The sequence below is a fragment of the Synechococcus sp. CC9311 genome (assembly GCF_000014585.1).
Taxonomy (GTDB): domain Bacteria; phylum Cyanobacteriota; class Cyanobacteriia; order PCC-6307; family Cyanobiaceae; genus Synechococcus_C.
Genome location: NC_008319.1, coordinates 1149336 through 1162319, shown reverse-complemented (window position 1 = coordinate 1162319; position 12984 = coordinate 1149336). Strand labels below are relative to the sequence as shown.

The following is a 12984-nucleotide window of genomic DNA, read 5'->3' as shown; positions in this document are numbered from 1 at the left end:
CAGAGGCATCAGGACTGGATGCAATCAAATTGCGCCAGAACTGATGCCTGATTTTTCAAAACACCAAGAAGATTGAGGCGATTACGGCGAACATCGAGGTTATCCGTCATCACCATCACACTGTTTGGTCCATCAAAAAAGGCCTCAAGTGCCTTAGCTGCATCCTGCAAACCTTCTGCGAGCTGGATGTAATTCCCTGATTGTGCAAGAGGCGACAGGTCGTCCAACGATTGCAACAGCGAAGCTTCACTCGCTGATTCAAATAAATCGGGTTGTACAACCCCCGAAGGTGTGAGCTGATCGCTTCCGAGGTCTCCCTTCTCGGCGAGTTTGGCTGCACGTTGAACGACAGCTTGCACTGCCTGCAGTCGTTCATCGCGACGCAACTGATGCAGCAAGGCAAGACGTTCCCGAGCATCCACTGGATCGCTGAGCAGACGCGCATCGCCAACGGCCTCTCCAGCCACGGCTTGAACCAAATCGGCGGGGAAACCATCCTCCTCAAACTGAGACACCATCCGCTGTCGCAGTAAAAGCGACAGATCTGCCACTAAGACCTCCGGTTGCACAGCAAAAGAAGGAAATAGTTCTGCCCAATACCGCGCTGCATTCGACAGGAGGCTTTGCAAAGAAAGACGCCAACCGCGATCCCAAAGGATCTGAACAATGCCATTTCCAGCCCGTCGCAAGGCATAAGGATCGGATGAGCCACTGGGGCGATCGCCCTTGGCGTAGATGCTGAGTAGCAATTCCAAGCGTTCCGAAAGGGCCAAAAGCGCTCCTGCATCGCTGGAAGGAAGAGCATCTCCAGCACCGCGTGGTTGGTAGTGCTCAGCCACTGCGAGTGCAACCTGGCGATCTTCCCCCTCCTCTAAAAGATATTTACCGCCGATCAACCCCTGCAGCTCAGGGAACTCGCCCACCATCTGGCTCACCAAATCATGTTTGCAGAAGTGAGCTGCTCGCTTGGCATGAATGGCAATCTCTGAAGTGATGGAAAGCGAATCGATCAAACGCTCGGTCATCCAAGACATCCGATCACAGCGATCACGCAAGCTTCCGAGACCTTTCGCGAAGGTGACGCGATCTAGGGCATCTCGGCGCGCCTCGCTCGCACTTTTCCGATCCACATTGAGGAAAAATTCAGCATCGGCAAGGCGGGCACCCAACACCCGTTCATTGCCACGCACAATGGTTGCATCCGCACTATCAAGGCCATTGCTCACCAGCAAAAATCTTGAGAGCAGAGCGTCGCGAGCCTGAAGGGCCAAGGGATCATGGTGTGCGTTCTCCCGTTTCAAAGGGACATAGCGCTGGTGGGATTGCATCACAGTGACAATCACTTCTGGTGGCAAATCGAGATAACAATCGGCAATCTCCCCACTCAGAACCCTGGGTGCTTCCACAAGATCAACCAACTCTTCGAAGAGACTTTCAGGACAATCAACAGAAGCAGAACACGCCTGTGCTTCTGTTTCCAAGGCTGAGCGAATCAAGTGCTCACGTTGGGATCGATCCACCATCACACCAGCCTTCGCTAAGGCATCGCAATAACCATCCGCATGCTGGATCTCCACTGTGCTGTCGCGGAGACGATGGGATCGACTCAAGCGACCGCTTTGAACCGGTGGTGTAGCAGCTGAAAGAGTCACCGGAATGAGCTCAGACCCATACAGCGACACCAGCCAACGCACAGGACGACTGAAGCGCTGATCACCATCGCCCCAGCGCATGAATCGCCTGCCTTGCAACCCATTGATCCAGGCAGGAATTCGATCAATCAGCAGGGTTGTGGTGGCGTCACCTGGTGTACAAACCCGGGCGAACAAACAGGGCCCTTTTGAAGTGTCACGCGATTGGAGTTCGGCAGGGTCCACTCCGCATCGCTTAGCAAAACCCAAAGCAGCGGGACCGGGAATCCCATCCACAAGGGCCTGCTTCACGGGGGGGCCCTTGCGTTCTTCCTCTAAATCAGGCTGTCTATCAATCAATGACTCCACCACCACAGCAAGACGTCTAGGCGTCCCCGACACCCTGACTTGGCCATGACTTAAGCGAAGGTGCTTCAGATCGGACACCACCATTTGCTGAAGCTGCTTCAGTGCCGAGTGCACAAACTCTGCTGGCAGTTCCTCGGTACCGATTTCAAGGAGGAATGTTGAGGACACGCCGATTGGATAGGTAGGAATTGACTGTATTGGAAGCCGCTTCGCTAGTTTCAAAAGACCTATCCCTTGATTCCGTGAACGAAGGTTTGACGACGACCTCAGGGACGCAAGAAGCAGGGCGCGATCGGATGCTTGATGGCCCTTCAACACCTACAGAATCGATTGACACAGCTCTGTCGAAAGCTGAAAAGCGAAAGCTCTACAGCGGACATCTTCGAGAACCTTTATTAACAGAGCTGAGCAACGAAGAAATTCGCTTTAGTGAGGACGCAGTACAGCTACTTAAGTTTCATGGGAGTTACCAACAAAATCATCGAGAATTAAGAAAAATCGACAAGATTAAGTGCTGGCAGATGATGCTTCGCCTTCGAAATCCAGGAGGAAGAGTTCCGGCACAACTTTTTTCGGCTCTCGATGACCTTTCCAATCAATACGGAAACGGCACCCTACGTATCACCACACGCCAAGCCTTTCAAATGCATGGCATTCCGAAAGCAGACCTTAAAACAGTTATTGGCACAATCATAAAAAACCTTGGATCTACATTAGCTGCCTGTGGCGATATCAATAGAAACGTGATGGCACCAGCAGCACCATTTGAAAACAACGGATATCCTGCTGCTAGAAAACTTGCTGACGAAATAGCTGATTTACTCAGTCCAAAAGCAGCTGAAGGCTCTTACTTAGACATGTGGGTTAATGGTGACCTGAGTTATCGATTTAAACCTGCAAAACCTGTCAAGCAAGCTCGTAAACGACAGTTCGAAGAAGGGGTTTTTTCCGGAAGCCAGGATGAGCCGATTTATGGCGATACATACCTTCCAAGAAAATTCAAAGTCGCCGTTACGGTCCCTGGAGACAACTCAGTCGACCTGTTAACACAAGACATCGGTCTGGTTTTATTCACAAACAAAAACGGCACCATGCGTGGATGCAATGTTTACGTTGGCGGGGGCCTAGGAAGAACTCATAATCAAGAAGATACCTTTGCGCGTATCGCTGATCCCTTGGGTTATGTCGACGCTGAAAATATTTTTGACCTCCTACAATCAATTATGGCTCTACAAAGAGACCATGGGGATCGTGAGGTCAGAAAGCATGCTCGCATGAAATATTTACTTCACAATCGTGGAATTCAGTGGTTTCGCGAAACTTTGATCAATCACTATTTCAAACGAGATATCAAAAGTTTGATCAAGGAATCACCTGCAAAATTAATGGACTACCTGGGATGGCATCGTCAGAAGCCAGGCCTATGGTTTGTAGGTCTCCCATTCATGTGTGGTCGGCTAGAAGGATCTGTCAAAGCAGGAATTCGCACCATTGTTGAAAGATATCAATTAGAAATTCGACTAACACCAAATCAAGATTTATTGCTTTGCAACATCGGCTCCAATCAAAAATCGTCCATCAAAAGTGAGCTAACCGAATTGGGTTTTGAACTTCCAGCAGAGGTTGCTCCTCTTGTCCGCCATGCCCTTGCTTGCCCAGCATTGCCCACCTGCGGACTGGCCGTTACCGAATCTGAACGAGTGCTACCCGATGTTCTTGAACGACTAGATTCCCAGCTCAATCATTTAGAGATCAAGAAATCCATTTTGGTCCGCATGACGGGCTGTCCGAATGGTTGCGCGCGTCCTTACATGGCCGAACTTGGTCTTGTAGGAAGCGGCGTCAACCAATATCAGCTCTGGCTTGGGGGCAGCGCCAATTTGCAGCGACTGGCCCGTCCGTTCCTTCAGAAAATGCCTCTAGAAGACCTTGAAACAACCATCGAACCCTTGCTTCTGAGCTGGAAAGATGCTGGAGGCCGGCGTGGCTTTGGAGAACACATCTCCAAACTTGGTGATGCAACCGTTCAAGAGATGCTCAAGGTTCCAAGCTAAATAAGTTTGGATCTCGCCCATAAATGGCACGATCCGCATGAACGGTCCAAGCCCAAAGCTGATCTCCAAAACTGAAATGCCACCACTCATTCGGGTGACGTACAAATCCCGCTTGAGTCATCACACGATGCAGCAAGCATCGACGGCTATGAAATAAAGCAGCGGTTCCATCAGGATGATCAACGGCTGCGTCAACGTGGTGAAGCGGTAAGGATTCGGGTCCGATCGCATCGATCTCCCCCCCCATATCCAAGGGGCTACCTTGTGCATCAATGAGAGTGAGATCCACGGCAGCACCAGTGCTGTGGGGTGGCGGTATTAACAAATCAGTACTGGGTGGCGCCCAAAAACGAGCCACCTCTGCGCGAACGTTTTCCACGCGATTCAGCTGGTCTGAATCATCCGCATTGATGCCTTGGCGAGCACACTCCTGATCAATGGCGTGGTTCACCATGAAAGCTTGAACAGACACTGGACGCCAAGCATCGAAAATCCCAAGCCGAAGTGGTTGAAGTCCAGCCTCCGTCGTGATGCCCTGGAGATGAACTTGAGCAGCAAGCAAACGGCTCCTCACGCCTTGGCGAAGACAAAAGGGGTCTGCTCCGTTGCCATAGGGAGCACCTAATGACACATAGGGGTGCGGCTCCATGCAGGTCAAAAAAGACCGCAGCGATCGCAAAGATTCACCGCAATCGTCAATCAAGACGGAATGCCATGGACGCTGCATGCTGAAAAGGCAATGAGAACGCTGCAAGCAGATTGCCAGTTTGTTGGGAACGACGCATCCCAAAGGCGAGGCAAATCAGTTGATTGGCTAATTGAGTTGAACAGCTGCTGCAGCCCGCTTGCGTTGCTGTTCCAACAACACACGAATGTGCTCGAAAGACTTCAGGTCGGGATCTTCCTTCAGGATGCTCGCCGCCTCATCCCTGGCTTCCTCCAAAACAGAGCCATCGTCAGCCAGGCTGGCGAGAGCCAAATCGGGCAAGCCCGATTGCCGAGTACCAAGCACCTGACCAGGACCCCGAAAGCGAAGGTCCATCTCAGCAATCTCAAATCCATCATTGGAACGGACTAAAACTTCAAGGCGTTGTCTGGCCAATGGATTACGGCTGTCATTCACGAGTAAGCAGTAAGAAGCGGCCGCTCCACGGCCCACCCTTCCCCGCAACTGGTGTAACTGAGCCAAACCAAACCGATCGGCATGATCAATCACCATCACGCTGGCTTCAGGAACATCTACCCCAACTTCCACAACGGTTGTAGACACCAGAATCTGAGTGGTACCGGCGGCAAAATCAGCAATCACGGCCTGTTTCTCAGCACTAGCTAATCGGCCATGGAGCAGGCCGACGCTGAACTCTGGAAACACCTCCTCCGAGAGCTGACGATGTACATCAACCGCTGAGCGCAGATCGACTTTTTCTGATTCCTCCACCAGGGGAAGCACCACATAAGTACGCTGCCCCTGACTCACCTGTTCACGGATGAGTTCATAGGCCTCCTCACGCTCAGAACTCTTTACAACCCTCGTACGAATCGGAGTTCGCCCAGGAGGCAGCTCATCGATCTGACTGACATCCAGATCACCATGGAGCGAAAGCGCCAAGGTTCGCGGAATTGGCGTGGCCGTCATCGTGAGCAAATGGGGTTGCAAGCCTTTGTCGAGAAGACGGTTGCGTTGACGCACGCCAAAGCGATGTTGCTCATCAACCACCACCAGGCCCAGACGATCAAACGCGACTGGATCTTCCAAGAGGGCGTGCGTTCCCACAAGAATTCGCAAAGTACCACCAGAGAGATCGCTCAAAATTTGCCGTCGGCTGCGCCGCGGAGTTGACCCAGTCAGCAGTTCCACGCTGACGTGCAGTGGAGGCAACCAACAACACAGACTGCGATAGTGCTGCGCCGCCAAAACCTCAGTTGGCGCCATCAAGGCTCCTTGCCAGCCAGCTTCCACGGCCCTCAGCAGTGCCGCAATTGCTACAACGGTTTTGCCGCTTCCCACATCCCCTTGCACGAGGCGCGCCATCGGTTCAGGGCGCTCGAGATCCTGTTCAATCTCAGAGAACACCCGCTTCTGAGCACCCGTGAGTTCAAACGGAAGAAGAGAAAGAAAACGACCAACCAAACCTTCACGCTCCACCACCCCATGGAGCACGGGAGCTGAACGCTGACGTAAGGCAGCTCTGCGTTGCATCAAACTGAGCTGGAGAAGCAGGAATTCGTCAAACACCAAGCGATGACGCGCTTGCTGCAGTTGCTCACTGGTTTCCGGTCGATGGATCGCAACCAGTGCTTGATCGCGCGCCATCAAGCCACGAGCTTCCCGGCGCGACGCAGGCAGGGGTTCAGGCCAAAAGCGAACAGCAGGCAATACCGCTTCTACCAAGCTTCGAAAACGATCGGCCGTGAGTCCTTCGGTGAGGGGATAGACCGGCAACAACCTGCCAATTTGGCGAGAACGCAAGGGGGCATTGGCGCTTTCCATTACCTCAATCAAGGGATCTTGAAAGCTGACGCCATAGGGCCCGCTTTTGACCAAACCACTCACCGCCACGGTTGCCCCCACTGGATACTGACGGGTCTGACCATGGAGATAGGAGGGATTGCTAAATCGTTTTCCTGCCAAAAAGCGAGTCACCTTGATGCGACCGGTGGGGTCTTGCAGCTGCAACTCAATAATCGAAAGATTGGGGTTTCGAGGACTGGTAAATCCATGAGACCGACGCACCGTGGCCACAATCGTTGCGGTTTCTCCAGCCTCCAAAGCTTCAATTCTGCGTAAGGCGGAGTAGTCGACGTAGTCGCGCGGATAGTGCTGGATCAAATCCCGAACGACAAGCAAACCCAGGCTTGCCAGACGTTCTGCCAACTTGGGACCAATGCCATGAACCCTGGCAAGCGGTGACTCCAAATCGAGCGTGAAAGGTGCGGAAGCTGACCGACCAGGAGTGTGTTGCGACGACGACACCTTGATCCGCGGAGGTGCCATCGGTGCCGATGGTTCAAGGCGAGCGCGTAAACCATGGAGCCACTGCCGGGTGCCAGTGACGAGCCGACGCCGACCAGCATCACCAAGTTCGGGATACGAAGCAAAATCAGTGGCTAAAGACTGCAGACGCACCAAGCTGTCATTCGGCAAAGTCACCGAGGGCGGCGTTGCCAATTGGCGGCTCAAAAAGGCATGAAACCGTTCATGACGACCTTGAAGATCGAGAAATCCCCTATCAGCTTCTAAGGACAGGGACTGCTGCAGCGGGCGAAGCCAGGCAAGAAAACACTCCAAGCCCTGACGATCGAGTGCCGGGGTCAGTCCTGACCTGTCGTCGGCGGATTGGGCCACCACTGACTGTGCACCTCCTGACTGGTAAGACGGCTCTGCCAATGCCGCTGCTGCTGCACCATTGTGAGCAAAATGCTGCGATGTTGACGCAATCGGTACCGGCTATGCCGCAGTGAACCGTTGTCGTATTCAAGATCAGCCGGCCTGACCAAAACGCTGAGGATTTCCAAAGGCTGGTCTTGAGCGGGAATAGGCAACGGAAGCTTCAGCCGTAAAAGATTCGAGGGAGAGGGAAGCGCCTGCAACTGTCCAGCGATCGCAGCATCAAGAAGCGTGGTTGGGAGAAGGCTTCTAACCACACCTGCTCGCAGCAACTCAACATTGAGAGCGTGGGACAAATTTCGCATCCTGCGGCTTAAGGCGGCTTCCTGTCCATCCAGCCAGTTCACCAACGCAACTGGCATCGAAGGAAGCAATTCACCATCAGACTGATCCGCTGGAACAACGGATGAACCAAGGGCAGAGGCATCGGAGTTAAGACTGGCTGGCTCACCAGCCGGGTCACCCTGCTGCATCGCCTCACCAGCCATCAAAAACAGTGAACGCAAGAGATCAAAGTCAGCCGTTGTGCCTTCAGAAGAAGCCTCTGAATCGATCGGATCTTGAACAGATTGCGATTGTTCATCAATGGACTCAGTGGATGGCTGTTCAACCTGCGCTTCCAAGCGGGGAAGCAATCCCTCCAGAAGATCAGGATGCTCAATGGGAGGGCTAAGGCTTAACTCAATCCCGCCACGACTGATATCTGGCTGTTCACTCTCAGCATCAGCCTGAAGAGAGTGGCTCACCTCGATTTGGGCCTGCTGGCGATACTCCAATGCTTCTTTCTGAAGGCGCTTGGACAGATCCATGAGCTGCTCAACAGTCAGGAGACAAGAGCAGCGTTGAACCAGTCCATCAAAGGTCTGCTGGAGTTCGGACTGTTGTTCCGCAGATAGTCGAGAGAGTTGTTCACCCCTTTCACACAAGAGATGTCCAACGGCATTGCGGACGCTCGGCAACAAGAGGTTGCGCAGAAGCTGTAAATAAAGGGCTTGCTCTCGATACAGCAATGGAGCAAGACGCCGGCTTCGTTGTTGAAGCCGGCGCAGCTGTTCCTTAGGGTCGTAACCGCTTGTGGAGTGAGTCTCAGCCGTCAAAATCAGCTATTAGTCATCGATGCAACTTCCGTCGCAAAGTCGACCTGCTTGATTTCAATACCTTCACCAAGCGTGTAACGGGTGAAGCGGCGAACCTTGACGTTTTCGCCAATCTTTCCAGCAACCTCCTTGACCAAATCAGCAACAGACATTGAGCTGTCACGAATAAAAGGTTGGTCCAGCAAGGACATTTCCTTCAAGCGTTTGCCGATACGTCCTTCGACAATCTTGACCTTCATTTGATCTGGCTTGCCATCCAGGTCATCGCGACCCATCTCGATCGATTTCTCACGATCAATGATGTCTTGAGGAATATCGTCCGTGCTGACGTATTCCACGTTGGGGCATGCTGCAACTTGCATCGACACGTCGCGAAGCAATCCTTGGAAAAGATCTCCACGGGCGACGAAATCGGTCTCACAGTTGAGCTCTAGCAACACTCCCACGCGAGCACCGGTGTGGATGTAGCTACCAATCGCACCTTCTGCAGCGGCACGACTTGATTTCTTTTCGGCACTTGCAATGCCTTTCTGACGAAGCCATTCGACGGCTTTCGTCGTATCACCGCTGGTTTCTGCCAGGGCTTTCTTGCAATCCATCATCCCTGCGCCAGTTTTGTCGCGCAGTTCTTTAACCAGCTTGGCTGAAACGGCCGCCATGAGGTGAATTAAGTGGAGGGTCTATGAGAATGCCGCTACGGCTACGAGCACGCAGCGGCGAAAACTAAGCGTGCAAAAGCTGATGATCAGCCCTGGCCATCATCACCACGACCATCCTGGCCGCCGTGACGTCCTTCGTTAATCGCATCAGCCAAACGGCTCAAAACCAACTGAATTGAACGGACCGCATCATCGTTGCAAGGGATAGGAACCTCACACAAGTCAGGATCGCAATTGGTGTCCAACATCGACACCAAAGAGATGTCGAGCTTGCGAGCCTCGAGCACAGCGTTGGTTTCACGACGCTGATCCACAAGCACGACGACATCGGGAATACGTCGCATGTTCTTGAGACCGCCCAGGTACTTCTGCAGACGCTCGAGTTCACGACGTAGAACAGCACCTTCCTTCTTGGGGCGCATCGCGATAGCGCCACTCGATTCCATCCTCTCAAGATCTTTAAGACGATCAATCCTGGCTTTCATCGTGGTCCAGTTGGTCAGCATTCCACCAAGCCAGCGCTGGTTCACGTAAGACGATCCGCAGCGAAGGGCTTCTTGAGCCACAACCTCAGACGCTTGCTTTTTGGTACCAACGAAGAGAAAACGCTTGCCGCTCCGAGCAGCTGAACGCACCCACTTGTAGGCGTTATTCATGCAGACAGCTGTCTGCACCAAATCAATAATGTGAACTCCGTTGCGCGCGCAATAGATGTAGCGCGACATCTTGGGGTTCCAACGACGGGTCTGGTGGCCAAAGTGGGCACCAGCCTCCATCATCTCTGCGAGAGTGACAACAGCCATGTTTGTTGAGGGTTTCGGGTTCGCCTCCACCTGTCAGGTATGGCGTGTGATGAGCGAAAACTCAGAGCACAACGTCCAGCACCCGAAACGGACAGGTGTGCGGGTTGAGTAGGACGCCTTAATTTAACAAAGAGTCAGCTCATGTTTGGGAACACGCTGTCGGGATGATCCTCAACGGGCCAATCCTCATTGACTCCACCGATCAGCAATTGATCCAGCTTCACAACATCAGAGTTGAGCTGCTTCAAAGCATTGATTAAGACATCGAGACCAATCCCATCACTGGTACCCAAGTCCAACCAGCAACGGGCCCACTCCTCGTGATATTCGAGCTGACCCATGTTGTGCATCAAGGCCGGCATCGATGATGAGGCCTCGTCATTGTCGTAACTCATGAAGCTCAGATCCTCTGCTTCTTCATGCACTTGAAGGTTCTCGGCATTGAAGCCACCGAGCCGACCAATTACATACCAGCTGTCAAAAATGCCATCCACATAATTTCGCTCCCCTTGACTAGGAATTTCACTAAATCGAAGCCACACCCAGCAATTAAATGGATCAACCTCTCGGAAACGAACGTGCATGGCCTATTGGAGACCCTCGCATCATCGCTGTCTCAAAAGAGATCGGCCACGATCATGATCAATCATGCTGATCACAGCACTGCCATCAACAAAAGCATCTGAGCCGCATGCTGGAGCTGAACAACATTCGATTCCGGCCGGCGACGTCAGAGCGCGTTGTCCTGGACGAGATCAACCTCAAAGCATCGCCAGGCAAACCGGTGCTGATCTCAGGCAATAGCGGCAGTGGCAAAACAAGCCTGCTTGAAGTGATCAGTGGCTTAGCAGGAGAACAGAAAGGCTCGATTCTCTGGAATCAAGAGGTGCTCACGAGACGTCAAAGGCGCTGGCTATGTGGGGTGGTGTTTCAGTTTCCTGAACGCCATTTTCTGGGATTGAACGTGTCTCAGGAGTTAAAACTTGGCCACAAACGGCTCACGAGTGAGGAGCGAAGCAATGTGCTGAGGCGAGTAGGCCTTGGTGATGTGGATCTACGTCAGGCACCAGAACGTTTAAGCGGAGGACAACAACGACGCCTTGCCCTAGCCGTTCAGTTATTGCGTCACCCTCAAGTGCTGCTGTTGGATGAACCAACCGCTGGTCTTGATTGGTCCGTTCGCTCCGAAGTGCTCGAACTACTTCAAGGTCTCGCGCAAGATCGACTGCTAATCGTTGTAACCCATGAACCGGATCTCTTTGAGGGGTGGAGCGGAAACCATTGGAACCTGAGAGAGGGACGTCTCCACGCTCTGTCACCATTGCCGCTGTGATGCACAAACGCCATGGGTGACTGCCTTGTCCGGGCCACGGCAGCTGGCGGAGGCATCAGGCTTGTTGCGGTGATCACCACCGAAGCCACTCGCGAAGCGAGGCGGAGGCACCGCCTGTCTTATTTGACAACGGTGATGCTCGGGCGTGCCATGAGCGCTGGGCTGTTGTTAGCCAGCTCAATGAAGGTGCGTCACGGCCGTGTAAACCTTCGCATTGGCTCTGATGGACCCATCGGTGGTTTGTTTGTCGATGCAGGCAGAGATGGTCGCGTACGCGGGTATGTAGGGCATCCAGAACTGGAATTAGATCCAATCGAAGATGAAGCAGGTCACTACAGCTTTGATTTCAATGCCGCTGCAGGTACGGGCTACCTTCACGTTGTAAGGGACGAAGGCAAAGGAGAACCATTCAGCAGCACGGTTGAATTGGTTCGTGGAGGGATTGGAGAGGATGTTGCCTCCTATTTACTGCACTCAGAACAAACACCCTCTGCCGTATTTGTAGGCGAAACGATCAGTCAAGAAGGTCTTGAATGCAGTGGTGGACTGTTAGTACAGGTACTACCTAAAGCAGCAAGAGAACCAGCTCTTGTTGCTTTACTAGAAGAGCGTTGTCGCGAAATACACAACTTCAGCAAACATCTGCGTGACAACCAGGATCATCTAGAGGATCTGCTCAAAGATGTTTTTCCAGATTTAGATCCTCAACCAATTCCCGTTGGAGAACCGTTACAACCGATCCAATTCTCATGCCCTTGCAGCAGAGAACGAAGCATCAACGCCCTTAGATTATTTGGCAAAGAAGAGCTCAACAAGATGCTCAAAGAAGACAAAGGTGCTGAACTCACCTGCCACTTCTGTAGTGAGGTCTACAAAGTTGACGAAAAGGAGTTGTCAGAACTGATCAATAGCCTCTAAACAATCAATTCAAAGCAGCAGCAATATGCCAGCAACCAGAACTAAATAGGCTGGCAATGCCTCGAAGAGAATCGGATTAACGGGCAATCCTGCTTGGGTCGCGAGCAGGGCACCAATCACAGCTCCCAGAACCAAACCCAAGGCCACGAGAGCCAAACTCCAGCCCAAGGCACCCAGTGGTCTTCGACCCCGCTTGACCTGAGAAATAAACAAGCCAATGGTGGACAGAGCCAGCACTAAGTCGACAGCTGTGGGAGCAGCAAGAAGAAGCAACAGACCGATGCCTGCAGCGATGAGTCTCACCAGCAACCCCTGTCCTTCCACCAAACTCAAACTTGGAAGAAAACCGGCAGAGCTCAAACTGGGTCTTGGAAGAGAGAGGTTCCGAATTCTGGTTAAAAGAGCAGAAGCATTAACCGGCGTGGCTGAAGACGTTGATGCGCTTTGATTTTCAAGGCGAGAAGCCGTCACGGCAGCCGAACTAATGGTTCCGGACTGGCGTTCTCGCAAGCGGCCCATCAGCACTGCGTCATAAGCAGTTTCGATGCGAGCCCTCGCCATTGGATCGTCTCCAGCTGCCTTAAGAGAGGTTTCACGCGCCCGTTGAACCTCTTCAAACCCCGCATCAGCAGAGATTCCAAGCCTTTCATAAGGATCCTGGGACTCTGAACTCGAGCCGAGATCAACCCCTGACGCCATTAATTCAGTTCAATCTCTCTTGAGCGTATCGAG

General features: G+C 52.7%; 11 protein-coding genes. 3 read left to right on the top strand and 8 right to left on the bottom strand.

Annotated elements, in window-relative coordinates; genetic code table 11:
• Nucleotides 1-8: 8 nt before the first annotated feature.
• Complete coding sequence (gene glyS / locus SYNC_RS05940; protein WP_011619209.1) at nt 9-2168, bottom strand: glycine--tRNA ligase subunit beta; 2160 nt, start codon at nt 2166-2168, stop codon at nt 9-11.
• Nucleotides 2169-2296: 128 nt separating this feature from the next.
• Between glyS and SYNC_RS05935 the strand changes: the two genes are divergently transcribed.
• Complete coding sequence (locus SYNC_RS05935) at nt 2297-4054, top strand: NADPH-dependent assimilatory sulfite reductase hemoprotein subunit (RefSeq protein ID WP_011619208.1); 1758 nt, start codon at nt 2297-2299, stop codon at nt 4052-4054.
• Here SYNC_RS05935 and SYNC_RS05930 read toward each other — a convergent pair.
• From SYNC_RS05930 to SYNC_RS05905, 6 genes are all read right to left on the bottom strand, one after another.
• A complete protein-coding gene (locus SYNC_RS05930) occupies nt 4038-4781 on the bottom strand; it encodes a M15 family metallopeptidase (RefSeq protein ID WP_041426971.1) in 744 nt (247 codons plus the stop codon). The two genes, SYNC_RS05935 and SYNC_RS05930, sit on opposite strands and share 17 nt — an antisense overlap.
• A gap of 87 nt (nt 4782-4868) precedes the next feature.
• On the bottom strand, nt 4869-7403 hold the full coding sequence (gene recG / locus SYNC_RS05925; RefSeq protein WP_041426505.1) for an ATP-dependent DNA helicase RecG: 2535 nt from the start codon (nt 7401-7403) through the stop codon (nt 4869-4871).
• The gene (locus tag SYNC_RS05920) at nt 7367-8539 is read right to left on the bottom strand and encodes a hypothetical protein (protein WP_011619205.1); all 1173 of its coding nucleotides are present in this window, start codon (nt 8537-8539) and stop codon (nt 7367-7369) included. Before SYNC_RS05920 ends, recG begins: the two co-directional genes overlap by 37 nt.
• 2 nt (nt 8540-8541) lie before the next feature.
• Nucleotides 8542-9198 carry a translation elongation factor Ts gene (tsf, locus tag SYNC_RS05915; RefSeq protein WP_011619204.1) on the bottom strand — a complete coding sequence of 219 codons (657 nt, stop codon included), beginning with the start codon at nt 9196-9198 and terminating at the stop codon, nt 8542-8544.
• A gap of 86 nt (nt 9199-9284) precedes the next feature.
• Entirely contained in the window at nt 9285-10001 is a 717-nt protein-coding gene (gene rpsB, locus SYNC_RS05910) for a 30S ribosomal protein S2 (RefSeq protein ID WP_006852470.1), read from the bottom strand.
• A 134-nt stretch (nt 10002-10135) separates the two neighbouring features.
• Nucleotides 10136-10585, bottom strand: coding sequence for a DUF3531 family protein (locus tag SYNC_RS05905; RefSeq protein WP_011619203.1), 450 nt, complete (start codon nt 10583-10585; stop codon nt 10136-10138).
• Nucleotides 10586-10692: 107 nt separating this feature from the next.
• Here SYNC_RS05905 and SYNC_RS05900 point away from each other — a divergent pair, with 107 nt between their 5' ends.
• Together SYNC_RS05900 and hslO are read left to right on the top strand one after the other, a co-directional pair.
• The gene (locus SYNC_RS05900) at nt 10693-11334 is read left to right on the top strand and encodes an ABC transporter ATP-binding protein (protein ID WP_011619202.1); all 642 of its coding nucleotides are present in this window, start codon (nt 10693-10695) and stop codon (nt 11332-11334) included.
• A 12-nt stretch (nt 11335-11346) separates the two neighbouring features.
• A complete protein-coding gene (hslO, locus tag SYNC_RS05895) occupies nt 11347-12252 on the top strand; it encodes an Hsp33 family molecular chaperone HslO (protein ID WP_011619201.1) in 906 nt (301 codons plus the stop codon).
• 9 nt (nt 12253-12261) lie between these two features.
• On the opposite strand, the gene SYNC_RS05890 is transcribed toward hslO, so the two are convergent.
• Nucleotides 12262-12951, bottom strand: coding sequence for a CPP1-like family protein (locus SYNC_RS05890; RefSeq protein WP_011619200.1), 690 nt, complete (start codon nt 12949-12951; stop codon nt 12262-12264).
• Nucleotides 12952-12984 lie beyond the last annotated feature (33 nt).